The 20,197-nt window shown below is 68.7% G+C and carries 19 protein-coding genes; 13 read left to right on the top strand and 6 right to left on the bottom strand.

Annotation, left to right across the window (positions count from 1 at the left end):
• Positions 1-61 precede the first annotated feature (61 nt).
• Positions 62-1,777 carry an alkaline phosphatase family protein gene (locus RBS12_RS04820; RefSeq protein WP_307964943.1) on the top strand — a complete coding sequence of 572 codons (1,716 nt, stop codon included), beginning with the start codon at positions 62-64 and terminating at the stop codon, positions 1,775-1,777.
• Between the two features lie 276 nt (positions 1,778-2,053).
• A complete protein-coding gene (locus tag RBS12_RS04815; protein WP_307964942.1) occupies positions 2,054-3,310 on the top strand; it encodes a PQQ-dependent sugar dehydrogenase in 1,257 nt (418 codons plus the stop codon).
• Between the two features lie 64 nt (positions 3,311-3,374).
• On the opposite strand, the gene RBS12_RS04810 is transcribed toward RBS12_RS04815, so the two are convergent.
• The 3 genes from RBS12_RS04810 to RBS12_RS04800 all read right to left on the bottom strand — a co-directional run bounded on the left by RBS12_RS04810 (position 3,375) and on the right by RBS12_RS04800 (position 7,478).
• Positions 3,375-4,607 carry a mannitol-1-phosphate 5-dehydrogenase gene (locus RBS12_RS04810; protein WP_307964941.1) on the bottom strand — a complete coding sequence of 411 codons (1,233 nt, stop codon included), beginning with the start codon at positions 4,605-4,607 and terminating at the stop codon, positions 3,375-3,377.
• Positions 4,604-6,613 carry a PTS mannitol transporter subunit IICBA gene (locus RBS12_RS04805; protein WP_307964940.1) on the bottom strand — a complete coding sequence of 670 codons (2,010 nt, stop codon included), beginning with the start codon at positions 6,611-6,613 and terminating at the stop codon, positions 4,604-4,606. The genes RBS12_RS04810 and RBS12_RS04805 overlap by 4 nt, the downstream gene beginning before the upstream one ends.
• A gap of 73 nt (positions 6,614-6,686) precedes the next feature.
• On the bottom strand, positions 6,687-7,478 hold the full coding sequence (locus RBS12_RS04800; protein ID WP_307965281.1) for a TetR/AcrR family transcriptional regulator: 792 nt from the start codon (positions 7,476-7,478) through the stop codon (positions 6,687-6,689).
• Between the two features lie 302 nt (positions 7,479-7,780).
• Here RBS12_RS04800 and ptsP point away from each other — a divergent pair, with 302 nt between their 5' ends.
• From ptsP to RBS12_RS04775, 5 genes are all read left to right on the top strand, one after another.
• Positions 7,781-9,496, top strand: a complete 1,716-nt coding sequence (ptsP, locus tag RBS12_RS04795; RefSeq protein ID WP_307964939.1) for a phosphoenolpyruvate--protein phosphotransferase — start codon at positions 7,781-7,783, stop codon at positions 9,494-9,496.
• A 32-nt stretch (positions 9,497-9,528) separates the two neighbouring features.
• Positions 9,529-9,807, top strand: coding sequence for an HPr family phosphocarrier protein (locus RBS12_RS04790; protein ID WP_307964938.1), 279 nt, complete (start codon positions 9,529-9,531; stop codon positions 9,805-9,807).
• 104 nt (positions 9,808-9,911) lie between these two features.
• Positions 9,912-10,574 (top strand): GrpB family protein, encoded by a 663-nt coding sequence (locus tag RBS12_RS04785; RefSeq protein WP_307964937.1) that lies wholly within the window; start codon positions 9,912-9,914, stop codon positions 10,572-10,574.
• Between the two features lie 2 nt (positions 10,575-10,576).
• Complete coding sequence (locus tag RBS12_RS04780) at positions 10,577-11,668, top strand: beta-propeller fold lactonase family protein (RefSeq protein WP_307964936.1); 1,092 nt, start codon at positions 10,577-10,579, stop codon at positions 11,666-11,668.
• Between the two features lie 285 nt (positions 11,669-11,953).
• Entirely contained in the window at positions 11,954-12,199 is a 246-nt protein-coding gene (locus RBS12_RS04775) for a hypothetical protein (RefSeq protein ID WP_307964935.1), read from the top strand.
• Between the two features lie 455 nt (positions 12,200-12,654).
• Here the strand turns inward: RBS12_RS04775 and RBS12_RS04770 are convergent, their stop codons facing one another.
• Together RBS12_RS04770 and RBS12_RS04765 are read right to left on the bottom strand one after the other, a co-directional pair.
• On the bottom strand, positions 12,655-13,116 hold the full coding sequence (locus RBS12_RS04770) for a hypothetical protein (protein WP_307964934.1): 462 nt from the start codon (positions 13,114-13,116) through the stop codon (positions 12,655-12,657).
• Between the two features lie 111 nt (positions 13,117-13,227).
• On the bottom strand, positions 13,228-13,755 hold the full coding sequence (locus RBS12_RS04765; protein ID WP_307964933.1) for a hypothetical protein: 528 nt from the start codon (positions 13,753-13,755) through the stop codon (positions 13,228-13,230).
• Between the two features lie 515 nt (positions 13,756-14,270).
• Between RBS12_RS04765 and RBS12_RS04760 the strand changes: the two genes are divergently transcribed.
• From RBS12_RS04760 to RBS12_RS04735, 6 genes are all read left to right on the top strand, one after another.
• Positions 14,271-14,576, top strand: coding sequence for a hypothetical protein (locus RBS12_RS04760; protein ID WP_307964932.1), 306 nt, complete (start codon positions 14,271-14,273; stop codon positions 14,574-14,576).
• Complete coding sequence (locus tag RBS12_RS04755; RefSeq protein WP_307964931.1) at positions 14,570-15,205, top strand: hypothetical protein; 636 nt, start codon at positions 14,570-14,572, stop codon at positions 15,203-15,205. The genes RBS12_RS04760 and RBS12_RS04755 overlap by 7 nt, the downstream gene beginning before the upstream one ends.
• A gap of 154 nt (positions 15,206-15,359) precedes the next feature.
• Complete coding sequence (locus tag RBS12_RS04750) at positions 15,360-15,998, top strand: hypothetical protein (RefSeq protein ID WP_307964930.1); 639 nt, start codon at positions 15,360-15,362, stop codon at positions 15,996-15,998.
• Positions 15,995-17,047, top strand: a complete 1,053-nt coding sequence (locus RBS12_RS04745) for a peptidoglycan-binding protein (RefSeq protein WP_307964929.1) — start codon at positions 15,995-15,997, stop codon at positions 17,045-17,047. Before RBS12_RS04750 ends, RBS12_RS04745 begins: the two co-directional genes overlap by 4 nt.
• Positions 17,032-17,697, top strand: coding sequence for an ATP-binding cassette domain-containing protein (locus RBS12_RS04740; protein ID WP_307964928.1), 666 nt, complete (start codon positions 17,032-17,034; stop codon positions 17,695-17,697). Before RBS12_RS04745 ends, RBS12_RS04740 begins: the two co-directional genes overlap by 16 nt.
• Entirely contained in the window at positions 17,684-18,757 is a 1,074-nt protein-coding gene (locus RBS12_RS04735) for a hypothetical protein (RefSeq protein ID WP_307964927.1), read from the top strand. Before RBS12_RS04740 ends, RBS12_RS04735 begins: the two co-directional genes overlap by 14 nt.
• A gap of 300 nt (positions 18,758-19,057) precedes the next feature.
• Here RBS12_RS04735 and RBS12_RS04730 read toward each other — a convergent pair whose 3' ends face one another.
• Positions 19,058-20,152, bottom strand: coding sequence for an IS110 family transposase (locus tag RBS12_RS04730; RefSeq protein ID WP_307964926.1), 1,095 nt, complete (start codon positions 20,150-20,152; stop codon positions 19,058-19,060).
• Positions 20,153-20,197 lie beyond the last annotated feature (45 nt).

Here is a 20,197-nt window from a genome sequence, read left to right as displayed (position 1 = left end):
CGGCGGGTCTAGGGTCTTGGCGGGGGACGAGTATGACCGCTCTCTCGAGAAGGACTACCAGATGCCGAAGTTCAGCGTCCGCGCAGCGGCCGCGACGAGCGCTCTCGGGCTCGTTGTTGCTGCCGGCGGAGCCATCACCGCCGCATTGCCTGCCCAGGCTTCACCCGCCACCACCACCACGCCGATCAAGCACGTCGTCGTCATCTTCGGCGAGAACGTCTCGTTCGACCATTACTTCGCGACCTACCCCAAGGCCGCCAACACCTCAGGCGAGACGGTCCAGGGAACGGGCGCCCCGGCGTCGTCCTTCACGGCCGCGCACAACACGCCCAAGGACATCGACACGCTCGCGAACGCGGACCTGCTCGCGCCGAACAACCCGAACTCGGTCCAGCCGATGCGCCTCACGCCGGGCCAGGCCGTCACGTGCGACCAGGACCACGACTACAAGCCCGAGCAGCAGGCCTTCGACAACGGGCTCATGGACAAGTTCGTGGAGTTCACGAGCACGGACGTGTGCGGCAAGCCGGGCGACCCGCGGTATCAGACCAAGGGCCTCACGATGGGCTACTACGACGGCAACACCGTCACGGGCCTCTGGAACTACGCGCAGCACTTCGCGATGAGCGACAACAGCTTCGGCGATGAGTTCGGCCCGTCCACGCCGGGCGCGCTCAACCTCGTGGCGGGCCAGACCCACGGCGTCATCAGCGTGGACCCGTTCACGGGCCAGCAGACCGCGACGCCGGACGACTTCACGGTCAAGTCCCCGAACGCCCAGGGCGTGGGCACGGTCACGGAGGACCCCGACCCGGCCTTCGACGACTGCTCGAACAACAGCCACAACGGCAAGCCGTACAAGCTCGCGGCAATGCAGGGCAAGAACGTCGGCGACCTCCTCAACGAGAAGAATGTCTCGTGGGGCTGGTTCGAGGGCGGCTTCACGCCGAACGGCACCAAGAAGATCAACGGCGTCGACTACGCGCAGTGCACGACGGCGCACAAGAACATCGTCGGGGGGTCCCGCACGGACTACAACCCGCATCATCAGCCGTTCCAGTACTACAAGTCGACGTCGAACCCGCATCACCTGCCGCCGGCCAGCGAGGCCGAGATCGGCCACACCGGGCAGGCGAACCACCAGTACGACCTGACGGACTTCACCAAGGTCCTCGACACGGACAACATGCCGGCCGTCTCGTTCCTCAAGGCGCCGAACTACCAGGACGGGCACGCCTCATACTCCGACCCGATCGACGAGCAGACGTTCGTGGTCAACGAGATCAACGCGATCCAGAAGTCGAAGAACTGGGATTCGACGGCGATCGTCCTCGCGTACGACGACTCGGACGGCTGGTACGACCACGTCGCCCACAAGATCCTGAACGCGTCCAACGATCCGAAGGAAGACGCGTCGATCTGCCTCAACGCCGCGACGGCCGGCACGCCCATCCTCGGCGGCTACCAGGACCGCTGCGGCCCCGGCCCGCGCCTCCCGCTGCTCGTGGTCTCCCCGTTCGCGAAGCGCAATTTCGTGGACCACACCTTCACGCAGCAGTCCTCGATCCTGCGCTTCATCGAGGACAACTGGGGCGTCGGCCGCCTCGGCGACGGCTCGTTCGACGCCCTTGCCGGCTCGCTGGGGAACATGTTCGATTTCACCCACGTGCGCCACGACGGCCTGATCCTCGACCCCGCCAACGGCTCGGTCGTCCAGGCCGCGTACTGCTCGGGCAACGACGGCCAGCACCTCGGCGAGGGCGGTTCCTGCCGGTAGCGAGGGTTCATGAGTGCCCCGGGTTTCGGGTTTCGCCGCGTGCTTCGGCGCGGGGCAGGAGTCCGAAACCCGGGGCATCGCCGTGCTAGGCGACAGTCCGTGAGCGATAGGCAACGTTCCGGCAACGTTTTGGTCACAACGCGAACTCTCGCAGCCCCGAGCACCTACACTTTCTTGTGTGACCTGCATCTCAATGGCGCGATGCAGGTTTTTCTATGCCCTCGCACCCTGTGCGGCGTCTTGTCCTGCGGGCTGGCTGCCTGACAGGGTGGCAGTATGCCATTGCCTCCGATGACCCGCCGGGCCGCGCTCAGGCTGAGCGCGGCCGCCGTGCTCAGAGCGGCTGGAGGGCTCGGTGCGGCTGGAGGGCTCGCCGCGGCTGGAGGGCTCGCCGCCTGCACACCGTCGCCCGCTCCGGGCCCGACACGCTCGAGCGGACCCGCGCCGTCGTCGTCGGGAGGATCGTCAGGAAGCGCGGCGTCAGGTGGCACCGCGGCAGGAAGCACGGCGTCAGGCGGCACGGCGTCAGGTGGCACGGGGGCGGGAGGCGCGGCGCCGTCGTCCGCTCCCCGGGTGACGGGAACCATCGCGGAAGGCCTCCGCACCCCGTGGTCGATCGCCTTCGCCCCCGACGGCATGGCGTTCGTGTCCGAACGGGACACCGGCCGCATCCTCCGCCTCGCGGGCGACGGCGGTGCCCCGCGAGAAGCGGGGAAAGTCACCGCGCGAAAGGGTACGCGCGAAGGCGGCCTGCTCGGCCTCGAGGTCTCTCCGACGTTCGCGAAGGACGGCCTTCTCTACGCCTATTACACGGCCGCGGGTGCGAACCGCGTCGTGACGCTCACGTGGGACGGCACGTCGCTGGGCGGCGAGCGCATCATCGTCGACGGGATTCCGGCAGCTGTGGTCCACAACGGCGGGCGGCTCCGGTTCGGCCCCGACGGCCTCCTCTACATCGGCACGGGCGACGCGAACACGCGGACCCTGAGCCCCGATCTCGGGAGCCTCGGCGGGAAGATCCTGAGGGTCACGCCGGACGGTTCGCCCGCGCCCGGGAATCCGCACGGAACCCGCGTCTACACGTGGGGACATCGCAACGTCCAAGGGCTCGCGTGGGATTCGCGGGGGCGCCTCTGGGCGAGCGAATTCGGCCCCGAGAGGAACGACGAGCTCAACCTCATCGTGGCAGGCGGCGACTACGGGTGGCCGGCCGTGACGGGCGGGGCCCGCAGCGGCTCGAGCGTCCCGGCTGCCTTCGTGTGGCCCTCGACGGCGAACGCGTCGCCGAGCGGACTCGTGGTCGTCGGCGATGTCGCGTACGTCGCGTGCCTCCGAGGGCAGCGGCTCTGGCGCTTTCCCCTCCCGGGCCCCGGATACGTTCCCGATGGGAGCGGAAGCCTTCCCGGCGCGACCGAGCACTTCCGGAACGAATATGGGCGGCTGCGGGACGCGGTCGCGGTGCCCGGGCGGAACGAGCTGTGGCTCGCGACGAACGCGGACGCCGGATCGCGGATCCTGCGCGTCGAGCTCTGATCGCGTTCAAGGGTCAGCTCCCGTGGGTGGGACACCCACGGGAGCTGACCCTTGAACGGTGACGTCAGCCGCGCCCCTGCCGCGCGTCCGCGACAAGGCCGACGACGGCGCCGTACAGCGGGTGCCCCGGTTCGAGCCCCGTGAGCTCCTCGGCGACGGCGGCGTCCGCGCCATCCCCGGCGAGGGTGGCCTGGAGACGCTGGGCTTCGTCGTCGTCGGCTGCGTCGAAGCGAAGGGCCGCACCCATCGCCTCGAGCAGCGCGTCCGCCGCGAGGCCCCGCTCGGCGAGCTCCGCCGCGGGGCCCACGAAGCGCTCGTGGCGGCTCAGCTTGCGCAGGGGCGCACGGCCCACGCGATCCACGGTGTCCGGCAGCTCGGCGTTCGCGAAACGGCCGAGGATCTTGCGGATGTAGGACTCCTGGTCCTCAGGCGAGAAGCCGTACTTCGCGACAAGGAGCGCCTTCGTCTCCGCGAGCACCGCCTCGACCTTGGCCCGGATCTCGGGGTCCGCGATCGCGTCGGCGATCTTCTCCTTCCCCGCGCCACGCCCGAAGTACGCTGCGGAGGCATGGCCCGTGTTGACCGTGAAGAGCTTCCGCTCGATGTATGGCCCGAGGGATTCGACCCACGTGACACCGGGGATCTCCGGGGCCTCGCCGCCGAACGGACCGCGTTCGATGGCCCATTCGAAGTAGGGCTCGACACGGACGTCGAGGCCGCCGCCCGGCGCCTGGGCCGGGACGATCCGGTCCACGGCCGTGTTGGCGAAGAGCGCCTTCGCATCGACGTCCGCGTCCGAGGTTCCCTCGGCACGGGCTGCCGCACGGACCTCCGTCTCAAGGAGGTCCGTCGCGTTGATCGCGTTCTCGCACGCCATGACGGCGAGGCGCGGGGCGGCCTCGGGCCGGGCCGCGACGCCGCGGGCGATGACAGGGGCCACGAACTTGAGGATGTTCGGACCCACCGCCGTCGTCACGACGTCGGCGCGGGCGATCCGCTCGACGAGCTCGGCTTCGTCCGTGGCCGAGTTGACGGCGGCGTACCGATCCACCACGTGGTCCCGGCCGCCCTCCCCCACCTCGTGCACGGTGTACGACGGCGTGGCCTTCAGGGCGTCGATGAGCGGTGCCGCGACGTCGGCGAAGACGAGATCGTAGCCCGCTTCGTGGAGGAGAAGCCCCACGAAGCCGCGCCCGATGTTGCCCGCCCCGAAATGGACTGCCGACTTCGAGTCCGAACCCGTGCCTGGCGCCTCCGGCTGTGTGCTCGGGTCGGTCGCCTCCGGCTGTGCGCTCACGCGTTGACCCTTCCGAAGATGTCGAGCACCTCGTCGACGCTCTGGGCCGCCTCGAGCCGCGCCACCTGCTCGCGGTCCCCGAAGACCTTGGCGATCTTCGCGAGGATTCCGAGGTGCTCCTTGTCCTTCCCCGCGATGCCGACCACGAACTTCACGGCCTGGCCCTGCCAGTTGATCGGCTCGGAGTAGCGGACGAAGGTCACGGCCGAGGCGGCGATGTGCGGCTTGGCCTCGTTGGTGCCGTGCGGGATCGCGAGGCCGTTGCCCATGAACGTCGAGACGGAGCTCTCGCGCTCATGCATCGCGGCGACGTAGGCGTCGTCCACCGCGCCTGCCGCCTTGAGGAGGCGACCCGCCTCGTCGATCGCGCCCGCCATGTCCGAGGCAGAGCCGGACAGGACGACCGATTCACGCCGCAGGACGTGCTTCGTCTCCGCGTGGTGATGGGGCACCGCGACGTGGGCCGCGGCAGCCTCGGCCTCGGAGGCTGGCTCAGCCTTCCCGGCCACGCCCGGGAAGGGGACGGCCTCGGTCTCGGCCTGCTCGTTGAGCAGGTCGACGATCTCGTCGTACTTCGGACTGCCCATGAAGTTGTCGACTGTGACGAGCTGCGCGCTCGGGGTCTTCTCGCCAGCCCGAAGGGCGAGGTCTTGATGGACGACGACGAGGTCATACGTGTCCGTGAGGTTCGCGATCGACTGGTTCGTGACCGTGACGTGCCGGTGACCGGCGGCCCGGATCTTGTTGCGCAGTACCGAGGCGCCCATCGCGCTCGAGCCCATGCCGGCGTCGCACGCGAAGACGATGTTCTTGATCTCGGTCGCCGTCGCGACGCCCCCCGCGCCGCGCAGCAGCGTCGAGGCCATGGACCTCCGGCCCTTCATCTCCTCCATGTGCGCAGTCGCCGCCGCGAGGTCTCCCTCTTCCCTGTTCCTCGATGCCCTGAGGATGATCGACGCGATGATGAAGGACACCGTGCACGCGAGGATCACGGACAGGATGACGCCGACGTAGCTGTCGCGGGAGGTCTGGGCCAGGACCGCGATGATCGAACCCGGCGCGGACGGCGCCACGAGGCCGGCATGGGTGATCGCGAGGGTCGCGATGCCGGTCATGCCACCGCCGATGGTGGCGAGGATGAGGAGCGGCCGCATGAGGACGTACGGGAAGTAGATCTCGTGGATGCCGCCGATGAAGTGGATGAGCGCAGCACCCGGAGCCGACGCCTTCGCCGCGCCCTTGCCGAAGAACATGTAGGCAAGAAGGACGCCGAGGCCCGGGCCGGGGTTCGCCTCGAGCAGGAACAGGATCGACTTGCCCTGCGACGCGGCCTGCTGGATGCCGAGCGGCGTGAGGACGCCGTGGTTGACCGCATTGTTGAGGAAGAGGACCTTGGCCGGCTCGATGAAAATCGAGGTGAGCGGCAGGATCCCGGCGTTGACCATGAACTGGACGACGCCCCCTGCGAAGTTGCTGATGCCCGCCACGACTGGGCTGATCGCGAAAAACCCGAACAACGCGAGGAGCGCTCCCCAGATGCCTGCCGAGAAGTTGTTGACGAGCATCTCGAAGCCGGGCCGGATCTTGCCGTCCCAGATGGCGTCGATCTTCTTCATGGTCCAGCCGCCGAGCGGGCCCATGATCATCGCGCCGATGAACATCGGGATGCCGGCGCCGATGATGACGCCCATCGTGGCGATCGCGCCGACGACGCCGCCTCGCACGTCGTAGACCGCCTTGCCGCCCGTGTAGGCGATCAGGAGCGGGAGCATGTACGTGATCATGGGGCCGACGAGGCCCGTGTACGGCTGGCCCGAAGGATCGTTCCCGAACCCGCCCAGGGCCGGGACCGGGAGCCAGCCGGTCTTGATGAAGAGCGCGGTGATGAGACCCCAGGCGATGAAGGCGCCGATGTTCGGCATGATCATCCCGGAGAGGAAGGTGCCGAATTTCTGCACCCCGGCCCGCGCGGCATGAAGCCTGTTTGGGGCAGCGGTGATCGACATGGTTCCCTGCTTTCGTGTCAGGAGGCAGCCTTGCGGGCCGCCGGAGGATGTGGGGCTGGCTTTCCCTGTGCGGTCAGTCTCCGCCGTTCGAGCCCTTGGAGAGCCGGTGGAGCCATTCGAGGAAGAGCCGCATCTCGGTCCCGGAAAGCTGCTCCGGATGCGAGGACTCGAGCGTGGCATTGAGGGCGATGGCCGCCGCGACATAGGACGGCTGGCCCCCAGCGGGCACCCCGCGATCCGGATCGTCCACAACGGACGCATCCGAGACGACGGAGCGGAGGACGGCATCACGGGTCTGCACCGAAAGGGGCAGGCTCGCGATGTCATCCGCTGAGAGTGGTTGGTCGGGTTCGTCCGCCAACAGCATGAGGGTGACTCCGATGTTGGCGGCAATGACGGCTCGCGCCGCCTGAGCAGGCGGCACAGCGAGCTGACCGGCCGCGGCCACGCGCCCGAGCTCTTGTTCGAGGAGGTGCTCAGCCTCCTCGACGAGAACCGGGCGGCGGCCTGGGCCGGTGTTGCCGAACATGAGGGTGTACAGCTGCACGTGCGTCAGCCCGAAGTGGACGTGGATGTCCCACAGCCGTTGGACGTCTCGGATCGGGCTTGCCGATCGCTCGATCATCCCTTCGCGCTGGACGAACTCCTCGAAGCCTCTCGCCACGACAGCTTCCATGAGCCCGTCTTTGTCGCCGAAGTGGTGGTACAGCGTTGGCGCCGTCACTCCAGCGAGATCCGTGATTTGGCGGGTGGACACCGGCTTGCCGTCCGACCGTGCAAGCAGTTCCGTGGCGGCTGCGATAAGCCGCTCACGGGGCGAAGATTTAGCTGAATCTCCGCCCTGGGCGTCGTCGGCGACGCCCATGTCCGTATCACGCATGATCGCTAGCCTAACCGCTATAGCAACGCTATACAAGGCCCGAGAGTGAACTGCGTCACATGGGCGGAGTGCGTGGTGAGGATCACGAAACCTCCTTGTATAGCAACGCTATAGACGCTAAGGTAGCGGATACCCTCCGCCGACGACGGCGGGGCGGCACCGAGCTGAGACCGCACAGATCGCTCGCGCGAACCAGAACTGTGCGAGCCCCCAAACAAGAGAACGACGGCGCGCGACCCCCGCAGAAGAGGGCACCGCCACGCCGAGCCTGCCGAAAGGAACTCCCTATGAGCCAGCAGTTTCACGGTGTCGGTGTGACGCCTGGGCGTGTGGTGGGGCGGGTGCGACAGATGCCGGCCCCGGTGTGGGAGCCGCATGCTCAGGTGGACATCCCGGCGGGGGTCACGGCGGAGTCCGAGGCGGAGCGGATCCGGGCCGCGTCGAAGGCGGTCCAGGCCGAGCTGAAGGCCCGGGCCGCGGCCACGGCCGGGGACGCGAGGGGCGTTCTGGAGGCGACCGCACTCATGGCCGCGGACCCGATGCTGGTCAAGGGCGCCGTGAAGCTGCTGGACCCGGCCGGGGACGGCGGTCCCCGCACCGCCGAACGGGCGGTGTGGGAGTCCGGGGCCGCGGTCGCGGAGAGGCTCAGGGGCCTGGGCGGGTACATGGCCGAGCGGGCCGCGGACGTCCTGGACGTCCGCTCCCGGATCGTGGCCGAGCTGCGCGGCCTGCCGGCCCCGGGCATCCCGGTCTCGGACACCCCGTTCATCCTGGCCGCCGAGGACCTCGCCCCGGCGGACACCGCGACCCTGGACCCGGCCAGGGTGATCGCCCTGATCACCTCCGGCGGCGGGCCGCAGTCCCACACCGCGATCCTGGCCCGGGCCCTGGGCCTGCCGGCCGTGGTCGCGGCCGAGGGCGTGGACCGCATCGAGGACGGGACCGAGGTCTACGTCGACGGCGCCGCGGGCCGGGTCACCACCGAGCCCGGCCCTGCCGAGGCCGACGCAGCCCGGGCCTGGGCCACCCAGTCCGCGACCCTGGCCCAGTTCGCCGGGGACAGCCGGCTCGCCGACGGGCACCCCGTGCCGCTGCTGGCAAACGTCGGCACCGGCAAGGACGCCGCCGCGGCCGCCGCAGCCGGGGCCGAGGGCGTGGGCCTGCTGCGCACAGAGTTCTGCTTCCTGGACCGGGACACCGAGCCCACGATTGCCGAGCAGGTCGAAGCCTACGGGGCCGTGTTCGCCCAGTTCCCACACAAGAAGGTCGTCATCCGGACCCTCGACGCCGGCGCGGACAAGCCCCTGCCGTTCCTGACCAATGCCGACGAGCCCAACCCGGCCCTCGGCGTGCGCGGCTACCGCACAGACCGCACCACCCCGGGGGTCCTGGCCCGCCAGCTGGAGGCGATCGCCGCCGCCGAGGCCGAACACGACGCCGACGTCTGGGTCATGGCCCCCATGATCGCCACCGCCGAGGAGGCCGCGGCCTTCACCGAGATGGCCCGCGACGCGGGGCTCAAGACCGCCGGGGTCATGGTCGAGGTCCCCTCCGCGGCGCTGACCGCCTCCCACGTCCTCGCGCACGCGGATTTCGCCTCCCTCGGCACGAACGACCTCACCCAGTACGCCATGGCCGCCGACCGTATGCTCGGGCCTCTCGCGGCCCTGAACGACCCCTGGCAGCCCGCCGTCCTCAAGCTCATCAAGGCCACGTGCGACGGCGCCGACGAGGCCGCGCTCGCGACGGGCACCGCGAAGCCTGTCGGGGTCTGCGGCGAGGCCGCCGCCGACCCCGCCCTGGCCGTCGTCCTCGTCGGCCTCGGCGTCACGACCCTGTCCATGAGCCCCCGCGCCCTCGCCGGCGTCGCCGCCGTCCTGGCCACCGTCACCGTCGCGGACGCCCAGCGCCTCGCCGCCCAGGCCCTCGCGGCCCCGTCAGCACAGGCCGCCCGCGACACCGCCCGCGCCCACCTGCCCATCCTCGACAAGCTCGGCCTCTGACCCACCCACCCGCCCCTAGAGAAGGAACCCCCATGGCAGAACGCACCGCCACCATCGGCTCCCGCGTCGGGCTCCACGCCCGCCCCGCCGCGATCTTCGCCGAGGCCGCCGGCGAATACGACTTCGAAGTCACCATCGCCAAAGAAGGCGAGCCCGCCGACGAGGCCCTCGACGCCTCCAGCATCCTCTCCCTCATGAGCCTCGGCGCCGAATACAGCCAGAAGGTCATCCTCCGCGCCGACCACCCCAACGCCGAAACCGCCCTCGACCACCTCGTCACCATCCTCGAAACCGACCACGACGCCGAATAACACCCCCGCAACCTCCCGGCGCCGCGAATTGTCGGGCGGCGCAGGGTGACCACCGCCAACACCCAGCACAACCCGACAATTCGCCGCTGCTAGCGTGGCCTATCGTGGACACGAATTCCCGAGAGGCCACGCGGCTCTGGCGCGAGGCCGTCATGGCCTTCCACGATGCGGCCGATGGCCGGCTCGAGTGGGTCGGCGGCGCGCCCGTGCCGGCTCCGGTCCGAGTCGTCCCGTACGACGACGCGTGGCCGAGCCAGTTCGAGCGCGTCGCCACCGGGATCCGCGCCGCGCTGGGTGGTTCGGCCCTCGCCGTCGAGCATGTCGGTTCGACCTCGGTGCCGGGCCTGCCCGCAAAGCCCGTCATCGACGTCGACCTCACGGTGCGCGACCCGGCAGTCGAGGCGGCGTACGTGCCCGCGCTCGAGACTGTGGGCTACATGCTGCGGCTCCGCGAGCCCGGCTGGCATGAACATCGGGCCCTCGTGCGCCGAGACGCCGCGGACGTGCCCCAGGTCAACCTCCACGTGTTCGGCCCAGGCTGCCCCGAAACAGTGCGGCACCGCATGTTCCGCGATTGGCTCCGCACCCATCCGGAGGACCGGAGCGAATACCGCGACGCGAAACTCGCCGCCGCGAGCGCCACGGGCGAGCAGCTTGTGATGAACTACAACCGGCACAAGGAACCGACGATCCGGGCCATCTACGAGCGCATGTTCCGCGCGGCGGGTTGGCTCGACGACGGCCCAACCCCCGACGGCAAGGAGTGAGCGTGTCCCGGACTTTCGTGTACATCGCGTGTGCGTCAGGCGGCACCGTCGACGTCCTGGCCCTCGACCCCGAATCGGGGACGCTCGAGCCGAGCGGACGCATGGAGGGACTCGAGCACGTCTCGTCGCTCGCGCTCGATCCGTCTGGCACGCTCTATGCCGCCTGCAACGTCGACCGACCGTTCCCGGACGTGCCGCCGCGCGTCGTCGCCCTGCCCCTCTCGGAACGCAGCGGCGCGGCAGCCGCGGGGCCGGTGCGCGAACTCCCTGTCACGACGTGCTACATCTCCCTTACGCCCGACCGGCGCGAGCTCTTCGGCGCCTCGTATCATGAGGGCCGGCTCATCCGATTCCCGGTCCCCGGCGACGCGGGCCGCGTCGAGACGTTCCGTTCGGGCGCGAATACGCATTGCGCCGTCGTGAGCCCTGACGGGCGCTTTGTCTACACGGCCTCGCTCGGCGACGACCGCGTGAGCTGGTTCGCCCTCGACGCGGCGGGCAGCGGCTCGGATGCAGGCGCGGCCAAAACAAATGACGACGACGCCGTCGCCCCGAGCGGGCACGTCGCCGCCAGGCAGGGTTCGGGTCCGCGGCACCTGCGCTTCAACGCCTCCGGCGACCGCGCCTACGTGCTCCACGAACTCTCGGGCGACGTGGCCGTCTACGAGCGCGAGGCGTCGACTGGGCAGCTCGCTCTGCTGCAGCGCGCCTCCGCGATCGAGGGGCTCGAGCTTGCGCCCGGTCCCGTCCGCTCGCCGAGCACGGCGGACCCGGGGCTCGGTGTCGTGTGGTGCTCGGACCTCCGGCTCACGCCCGACGGCCGCTTCCTCGTGGCCGCCGAGCGGTCCACGAGCACGCTCGCCATCTTCGCCGTTCGGGACGAGGGCCTTCTCGAATTCGTCCGCCGTACGCCGACCGAAGCGCAGCCGCGTGGCATTGCGATCGACCCATCGGGCCGGTATCTCCTCGCGTGCGGCGAGCGCTCCGATCACGTGACGGCGTACCGGATCGGGGCCGACGGATCCCTTGCCCGGGTGTCCCGCGCCGCGACGGCGGGCGGTCCGCTCTGGATCGAGTGCTGGGCGCCTGAGTAGTCCAGGAGGACGGCGCGGCGCCCAGTCGCCTCACTGCCACCTGCTGGCTGCGGTCGCTCGCTCCGAGTATGGCTACACCGGCAACGACCCGCTGAACGCAATCGATCCGCTCGGCCCCGGTCCGTGTCGACTTCTAGATGGGCTCTGCGAGGCTATGCGACAAGCGGTGGGCGCGGTTGCCTTCGCCCCGTACGCGGCGTATTACGTACCTACCGGATGCAGGGGAGCCTCAGTGACCGGCTACCCACTTGGGCCAATAATGGAGCGACAAGGTTCGAAAACCAGATGCTCGACATCGACAAGTTCCTTGACGTCGTAACGACCGTTCTCGGAGCGAGCGAACCGTACAACGACGAAGGCGGAAAGGGCGAGGTGCTAATCAAGCACATCCCCCGAATCGACGCGAATCCCGGTGGTCCACTCCACACCCATTTACCCGGGATCGACGAGGACGGCCACAGAGAGCTTGGGCCGAACAACTATGGCTGGGAGGCTGGATTGGGGGACCGACCGGGTGCACGAAACATCTGATGCTGACCGGCCTGAATCTGCTCGGCTCGCAACGCCAGCGGAGCGGGTCGCAGGATCTCTCCTATGTGTGGGGCTGGTGCTCGCCGCGGCCGCTTGCGGCAGCTACATCGATGGTGATCAATGGGCGGGAGTCACGATCACAAACAACACCAATGGCGAGATAACGCTCGACCTGCACAAAGCCCGGCATCTGTCCCCGGGCCGTAGCACACTGCTTGACGTTGATTCGAACAGCAATCCTCAGCAAGTCCGTATTCGCAGCGCAGACGGCGGCACCCTAGGGTGTCTGATCTTTCGGTTTCACACAACATCGGCTGAGAAGTTTTCTGTCAACATAAGTGACGTCACTACGTGTGACGAGAGCCTTCGCCTCATGGCGGGGTGACTACCCGTTGACTGGGTCTACCGCGACTGAGACGAGCCGCTACGTCTGGTTTCCCCGGGACAGCCTGATGTTATCGCACGCTATCCAAGACACGGATAAGACCGTCGGGGTCGGCCACGTCGAAGAAGGCGAGTCCTTGATCCTGGCCGAAGCCGAAAAAGTCCAGTCCGGTGTTCTGATAGGCGAGCCAGCGGGCACCGCCGCCGAAGATCACGTTCACGTGCCGTCCGTCCCGGGAGCGCCTGATGCGCATTGGCATGCCCTTGACGGGTGCGTCGGCAACCGATCGTTCGCCTGACAGCACGATCGCCCGCGAGTCGGTGAGCCCGTAGACGGTCGCGAGCTTTCGCCGCCTCTTGAAGACGAAGCGGCCCGCAGTGCTGTAGAGGCCTACGAGGATGAACGGAATGCCCCAGAGGTCGAAGAAGACGGGAGCCCGGCTGGCGACCGCTGTGAACTCCCAGAACACCACGAACCCTGCCCACATGATGCTGAACGGCACCAGGAAGAGGTCCGCTGCCGAGAACAGCACCTGCGGATCGGGCTGCCCCTACCAGAGGAGGCGTTCCCCGGGCCTGAGGGCCGGACGAAGCCGATTCCATGCATCGGTCAATTCCCTGGAGTCTTCCACGCGAACCGCGGCTCAGTCCTCGTACTCGAAGCGTGTCTGCTTGCCGGCCTCGCTGCTCGGCGACCATTCTGCTGTCCACCGCGGTTGGTAGAACTCGATCTGAAGGGCGTGGAGGAGCTCTGCCCTCCGCCGGTCTGCGGGGAGGGCCAGCTTCCCGTCCGGGGAGAAGACGTGACCTTCCCTGTCGATGTGTTCGATCACGCTATCGTCCCCACGGCGCACGGACACGCCCACGAGCTGGGCATAACCGCGGACGCCGTCTTTGACTTCAAGGTAGCCGGCGTCCGCTTCCGGCTGCCGCGCATAGACATCGCGGGCGAACAGGACCGCGAGGCACTGCATGGCGGCCATGCGGCTGTCGTTGGCCGCCAGCTTGGCCCTATCCGCCAGAGCCTGGAGAGCGTTGTCGTCCAGGTGCTCCTGATCCAGCTGCAGATCAGGGAACCCGTCGGCCCGTGTCCATCCGAAGCCGTAGTTGATCGTGTCCTGGCCCAGCCAGGCGTGCCCGCCCGGTCTCGGGCAGGTCGATGGTGTCGTCATGGACTTCGTATCCCCCAATTTGCACCCCTTCTCCCGCAGACCGATCGCGGCCCGGGTGCTCGAAGCTTAAGGGCTGAAACGGCCTGGGGCCATAGGATGGTGAGGCGCCGCCCAGGTCGAGTACACGCTGACAGATCAGGGCCGCGAGCTGCAGCCGGTCATTGCCGCCCTCGCCGGGAGGGGCCGCGATGTGCCCGAAGCCTCAGAGGCCACGGTGGCCTCACGGAGCACTCTCCAGCGAATCATGCCGCGGTCTCACATGCGACAGCCGCCGGGGAACCTTTGGGAATCACGTGCTCGGCTGACGCCCAACAATTGCCTAAGAAATTCTTAGGTCCTTCCGCGCCATTCCGCGGATCGCTCTGAAAATGCGCCCAAGAATTGCCCAAGAATTGCTTCGCGCTCCCTCAGACGTGAATTCCCACTGCTTGCGTCCTCCGATTGATGATGCTACGTTCGAGCCATCAACCGCACCGGTCAGCCGAACCTGGCTCACATGATCTATGGGGGATCAAATGGTCAAAGTTGCCACTTCTCGCCTCGCAAAAGTCCTCGCTGCCGGCGCACTGAGCGCGGGGCTTCTCACGGCGGTTCCAACCGCTTCCCACGCAGCCGTCGACGGGATGTACTGGAACTGGTCGAACTGGTCGAACTGGTGGGAAGCCCACGCCGAGATCTCCATCTACAATCCATCGATTTGCCGCCAATCGGTGGCAAGGCTCGGTGATGATCGTCGCTTTGGGGAGCCGTCGCGCAGGTACAGCCTCGCGCAGGTGAACGGCTTCAACTTCACCCACGAGGCCTTCCAGCGCGGATGCTGAAGCGCGTTTCGGCGGTTCTACTCGGATTGTCCGTCCTCGCCATCGCGAGCTGCGCCCCCGAGCACTCGAACTCCGCTCCTCGCAAGCTCGCTGGAAGCTTCACCGAATTGATCGAGGACTATCTCTCGCGTCCCTCCTCCAATGATTTCGAACGCGAGGTATTCGAACGAGCCAGAGCCACGGGACGCATCGATCAGGCGGACTATGACGAAGCCTTCTCCCGCTATTCCCAGTGCATGGCAGACGGCGGAAAGCCGATTACCCTCCGCAGGCTCCCGAATGGTCTCTACTGGGAGGGAAACGTGAGGGTGAATGCGGGCGAATCGTCCGAGCAGGTTGAAGCTCTCGCACTCAGCTGCGCTCAAACGGCCAAGGGCTTCATCCCCGAGGCGTTCGGGATTCAGCAGGAGAACCGGGAACTTGCGGGTGACCCCTACGAGGTGGCCTATCGCTGCCTCGAACGCTCAGACCTCGTGCGGGATGGTTATTCGCTCGAACAGTTCCGGAAGGGGTTCCGCGAGCCCAAAGTAGGCGGTGGGAGTTCACTCGCCGATATGCCGTTCGACTTCAAGTCCGATGAGGTCCAGGCATGTCTCGTCGGGGCGAACATGTCGGTGGCCGTTCAATAAAAACGTATAATCCAAACGATTCTTGGGGGATCAAATGATCAACGTTGCCGGTCGCGCGCATCGGCAGCTACTGGAATTATGGGTGGCCATCCAACTGGCGCAGCAAGGCCGATGCCTCCGGGTACAGCTGGACGCACGAGGCCTACCAGCGAGCATGCTGAAGCATACGTGGGCGGCATGCGCTCTGATCGCCACCATCGCACTTGCAGGCTGCGCCGCGGATCAGCCACATTCAGAAGCTGGCAGCAAGATTGCAGGGAGCTTCGCCGAGTTGCTCGACCTGAAGCTCGCACAGCCGAATCTCAACGACTTCGAACGCGAGGTGTATCGGCGCGCCAAGGAGAAGGGGCGAATCGCTCAGGCTGACTACGACGAGGCATACTCCCGATACTCCGCGTGCATGTCCGAAAGAGGCGAGCCAGTAGCGCTCAAAAAGCTGCCGAACGGGCTCTACTACGAGAAGGCAGCCCCTCTCAAGCCCGGCCAATCACTTGAGCAGGCCATGGACATCGTGTCCGCGTGTCAGAAGATTACCACCGGCTACCTTCCCGAGATGTTCGCATTCCAACAGGGAAATCCTGAGCTACTAAGAGATCCGGACGAAGCTGCCTATCGTTGCCTCGAACGCTCAGGACTTGTTCCTGACGGGTACTCGCTCCAACAGTTCACAAGATCCATGAACGAACCGAAAGCAGGCGGCGGGAGCCGCCTCAAGGACATGCCCTTCGACTTCAAGTCCGATGACGTTCAAGCCTGCCTCGTCGGTGCAGGCATTGCCCTGGCAGTCCTGTGACCGAGGATCGGTTTCAAAGCCGCCTCGTCATCGCCGCCGTCGCCCTCCTCATCGGTGCCGGCTCGGCTGCCGCGGTCTGCGCCGCCCTGTGGGCCGCGCCTCCGCCGAATCTGTCCGAACCCTCGGCTCCGCGCACCGTCCCCGTCGTCTACGTCGAACATCGGGACGAGAGGTCGGCAGGCGCAACGGTCACGACGTCGAAGCCGGCGGCCGTATCCCTCGGGCGCGGAGGCATCGTCACGTCGACCGAGTGCGTCGGCGGCGCCTCGATCGAGTCCGGCCGCATCGTCGCGTCGGTCGACGGGCACCCCGTCCTCAGTCTCGCGACGGCCGTCCCGTTCTTCCGGGACCTCCGGGCGGGAACGTCGGGTCCCGACGTCGACGCCCTCCGGGCGGCGCTCCGGGACATGGGCCACGAGGTCGCCGAGAAGGGCGCGTACGACGCTGCGGTCGCGCGTGCGGTCCGCGCCATCCAGATCAAGCACGGCCTCGAGCAGCGCGACGGCAGCCTCTCGCTGCGCGACATCATGTGGCTCCCGGCGGCGTCGACCGAGGTCCTCTCGTGCGATGCGCTCGTCGGCTCGGCCTACTCCCCCGGCTCGCCCTTCCTTACGGCAGCTGGGGCTCTCCAGAGCCTCCGGGTCGCCGCGCCGGACGGGTCGTCGTGGACTCCGGGGGCGCGCACGGCCCAGTTCGGCTCGGCGTCGTCAGCCGTAGGAGACGACGGCGTCATCACGGACGCCGCTTTCCTCCGGGCTGTCTCGAGCAGCACGGAATACACGGCGGCCCGCGCCCAGGGGTCCGCTCCCAAGCCCGTAAGCCTCAGGGTCGCCCTGACCACGCCGCTGCGTGTGGCGCGCCTGCCGATCTCCGCTGTCTCCCCGCCCAAGGGTTCAGCGGCGTGCGTCCGAGGGGATGACGACGCCGACCATCGGCTCCGCGTCGTCGGATCGAGCGGAGGCGCCGTGCTGGGCATATTCGAGGGCCCAGCCCCGCGCACGGCGCGCCTGGGCTGGTCGTGGACTGAGGCCTCGTGCGCGACGAGCTGAAGCGCGAACCCGTCGTCTTGCTCCATGACGTCAGCCACGGCTTCAAACCGGATCAATGGCTCTTCGAGGGCCTCACCGCGACGTTTTCGAGCGGCGTCGTCACGGGCATCTCCGGCCCGTCGGGCTCGGGGAAGTCAACCCTGCTCTCGATCATCGCGAGATGGGAGAAGCCGCGCCGGGGCCGCGTCGTCGTCGCCCGCGGAACGACCACGCGCTGGGTCTTCCAGAATCCCTTCGGTGTGCCCCGCCGCACGGCGCTCGACCACGTCGCCCTCGCATTCCTCGCCCACGGACTCGACCGGGCGTCCGCCACGCGGGAAGCCGCGGCGCTCCTCGGCGATTTCGGCCTCGCAGGAAACGTGGACATGCCGTTCTCTGCCCTCTCGGGAGGCGAGGCCCAGAGGCTCATGCTGGCCCGCGCCGTGGCCGGCCACCCCGACCTCATCCTCGTCGACGAGCCGACCGCGCAGCTGGACCGCGCCAATGCGGCGACAGTGAACTCAGTGCTCGCGTCGCTCGCCGCGCGGGGGTCCGCCGTCGTCGTCGCAAGCCACGACGGCGAGACGCTCGCGGCGTGCGGCGCCGTCGTCGACCTCTCCGCGCGCGCCCACGCGCCGGGACCTTCGGAGGCCGGTCATGCTCATCCGTGAGTGCCTCCGGGAAAGCTGGCGCAACCTCGCGACGGGCACGAGCCGGGCAGCATTCCTGGCCGTGGCGCTCGGGCTTCTCCTCGCGGCAGCGTCCTTCGGCGACGCCACTGCCGTCGGCCGCCTCGACTCCCAAGCCCAGGCGTACCGCGCCTCCGGCGCCGCGATCCGGGCGGCGTCCGCCCCGCATTCCATCAACCCCGACGCGTGCGAAGCACTCGCTGCCGTCGACGGAATCACAGCTTCAGGCGCCTTCCGGGACTCCGCGCCCCTTTCGCTCGACGCCCTCGGCGGCCTGACGATCCCGGTGTTCGACGTCACGCAGGGCCTCCCCACGGTCCTCGGCGCAAGCCACGCCGATGTGCCGGGGGCCTTCGTCTCGAGCACGCTCGCCGCCCGCTGGAGCGTCGAGGCGGGAGACACCCTCTCCACGGATCGCGGCTACCTCACCATCGCGGGCGTATTCCCCTACACCGAGCGCGACGGGCGCGATCCGCGCTTTGCCAACGCCGTCCTTGTGCCGACGCTCGCGTCCGGGCCTTTCGATGCGTGCCTCGCGGAAGTATGGCCGAGCACGTCCTCGCGCGACGGCCTCCTGCGCGGGACGGCGGACGGCGTCGACGGCAGGCCCGGAGGTGCCTCGATCTCCCTCCTCAACGAGAGCTTCGGACGGAACTGGGAGGGTTCGGCAGACTTCGAAGCCCGCGTCACGCGCTTCGCCCCGATCGCGGCGGCGATCCTCGGAGCCGTGCTCGGCGCGGGATCCACCGTCCGCCGACGGCTCGAATTCGCCGCGGCCCTCCACTCGGGCGTCAGGCCGGGACACCTCGCCGTCATCCTCGGGGCGGAATCGGCGATGTGGGCCACTTTGGCCGCGGCGGGCGCTTTCTGCGCGATCGCTGTTGCCGGCGTCGTTCTCTTCCGGTCCACCCTCGACACCGCACTTGTGATGGCCGGGCTCACGTGCGCCGCCGGCGCATCCGCCGCGATCATGGGCGCCGTCGGCGCGACGGTGACCGTGCGAGAAAGCCACCTCTTCCGGCATTTCAAGAACAGGACCTGACGAGCAACTGATATGGAGTAGTCCGCTGTCAAGTGGGCATGGCGAGGCGCCGCCGGGAGGGAGTCCTGGCGGCGCCTCTGTGCTTCGCGTGGCGGGCGCCGGCGAGCGTGTCGTTGGGCGACGCGCGGTCAGGCTGATATGCGCGGGTTGGCTACCGCAGGGCGGTGGTTCGGCTGGAGTCGGTCCGCGTGTCTAGGAGCGAACGTTGGCCCCAGGAGGGGGTCTGTTCATAGTTGCGCCGCGGGTGGCTCCACGCGCTGCCGCCGGCACCTTGCGCCGTGGCGAAGCGGCCTTCGGGAGTCAGTCGTCGTCCATGACTGCCAGGGACCAGCACCAGCCGGCCAGCTCGCGGGCGACGGCGACGTTGGCCACGGTCGGGCGCTTGCGCCGCTCGAGGAACCGCACCCACCGGGCGTGCAGGCGCTGGTTGCCCTCGTCGCCGCGGGCCCGTGCCGCGGCCGGGGCGAGCTCCCACCGGTCCCGAAGGGTCTTCCCGACCGCGTAGCGGGCACGGTGGTGCCAGGCGGCCTCGACCAGGAGGCGGCGGACGTGGGCGTTGCCGGTCTTGGTGATCGGCCCCTGCGCCCGGGACGCGCCCGAGGAATGCTCGGACGGGGTCAGCCCGACGAAGGAGCCGATGGTGGCCCCGGTGAACCGGTGCCAGTCTCCGATCTCTACCGCGAGGGCGAACCCGGTCAGCGTGCTGACCCCGCGCAGGCAGCCCAGGCGGTGTACGGCCGGGGCGAACTCGCTGCCCGCAGCGAGCTCCTCGATCGCGCGGTCGAGCCGGTCGCGGCGGGCTTTGACCGTCAGCACGGCCTCGTAGTCGGAGTCGAACGCCATCCGGGTCGCCCTCGAGCCCAGCGCCGGGGCCGCGTCCCTGCGCAGCCACGTGTCATGGGCCCCGGTCCAGGCATCGCCTCCGTCGTAGACGATCCCGTGCCGCAGCAGCAGCTTCGAGAGCCGGTGCCGGGCCCGCATCAGGTCCCCGCGGCAGTCCTCCCGCGCCCGCACCAGGTCACGCGCGGACTCCTGCTCCACGGTCGGGACCGCCACCGGGGTGACCTCGTCCAGGCGCAGCAGCCTCGCCAGGTGCACCGCGTCCCGGGCATCGGTCTTCACCCGGTCCCCCGACGGGCGCTGGAGCCGGGACGGGGCCGCAACCACGCACCTGACCCCCCGTGAGGTCAAGGCCCGCCAAAGCCCGAACCCCGTCGGGCCGGCCTCATAGACCACGGCGACCGGGCCTGGCAAGCAGGCCAGCCATGACCTGATCGCCTGCTCCGACGGGGCAAGCCTGGCCTGCACCAGCTCGCCGGTCACGCCGTCGATCGCCGCCGCGGCAACCGAACGGGCGTGCACATCCAGCCCAACACTCGTACGCTCAATGAACACCGGGGCCTCCCACGCATGTCGGATAGGCCGGGCAGGGGACTCTGC

Source organism: Sinomonas sp. ASV322 (assembly GCF_030908245.1).
GTDB lineage: Bacteria > Actinomycetota > Actinomycetes > Actinomycetales > Micrococcaceae > Sinomonas.
The sequence above is the reverse complement of the archived record's forward strand: the minus strand, read 5'-3'. Positions and strand labels throughout refer to the sequence as shown.

Excerpts from the sequence above, each read along its gene's own strand:
- RBS12_RS04750 (WP_307964930.1), top strand. The coding sequence starts at position 15,360 with ATGCTGAAGCATACGTGGGCGGCATGCGCTCTGATCGCCACCATCGCA.
- RBS12_RS04765 (WP_307964933.1), bottom strand. The coding sequence starts at position 13,755 with ATGACGACACCATCGACCTGCCCGAGACCGGGCGGGCACGCCTGGCTG.
- ptsP (WP_307964939.1), top strand. The coding sequence starts at position 7,781 with ATGAGCCAGCAGTTTCACGGTGTCGGTGTGACGCCTGGGCGTGTGGTG.
- RBS12_RS04735 (WP_307964927.1), top strand. The coding sequence starts at position 17,684 with ATGCTCATCCGTGAGTGCCTCCGGGAAAGCTGGCGCAACCTCGCGACG.
- RBS12_RS04800 (WP_307965281.1), bottom strand. The coding sequence starts at position 7,478 with ATGGGCGTCGCCGACGACGCCCAGGGCGGAGATTCAGCTAAATCTTCG.
- RBS12_RS04820 (WP_307964943.1), top strand. The coding sequence starts at position 62 with ATGCCGAAGTTCAGCGTCCGCGCAGCGGCCGCGACGAGCGCTCTCGGG.
- RBS12_RS04805 (WP_307964940.1), bottom strand. The coding sequence starts at position 6,613 with ATGTCGATCACCGCTGCCCCAAACAGGCTTCATGCCGCGCGGGCCGGG.
- RBS12_RS04755 (WP_307964931.1), top strand. The coding sequence starts at position 14,570 with ATGCTGAAGCGCGTTTCGGCGGTTCTACTCGGATTGTCCGTCCTCGCC.
- RBS12_RS04790 (WP_307964938.1), top strand. The coding sequence starts at position 9,529 with ATGGCAGAACGCACCGCCACCATCGGCTCCCGCGTCGGGCTCCACGCC.
- RBS12_RS04815 (WP_307964942.1), top strand. The coding sequence starts at position 2,054 with ATGCCATTGCCTCCGATGACCCGCCGGGCCGCGCTCAGGCTGAGCGCG.
- RBS12_RS04775 (WP_307964935.1), top strand. The coding sequence starts at position 11,954 with ATGCTCGACATCGACAAGTTCCTTGACGTCGTAACGACCGTTCTCGGA.
- RBS12_RS04760 (WP_307964932.1), top strand. The coding sequence starts at position 14,271 with ATGGTCAAAGTTGCCACTTCTCGCCTCGCAAAAGTCCTCGCTGCCGGC.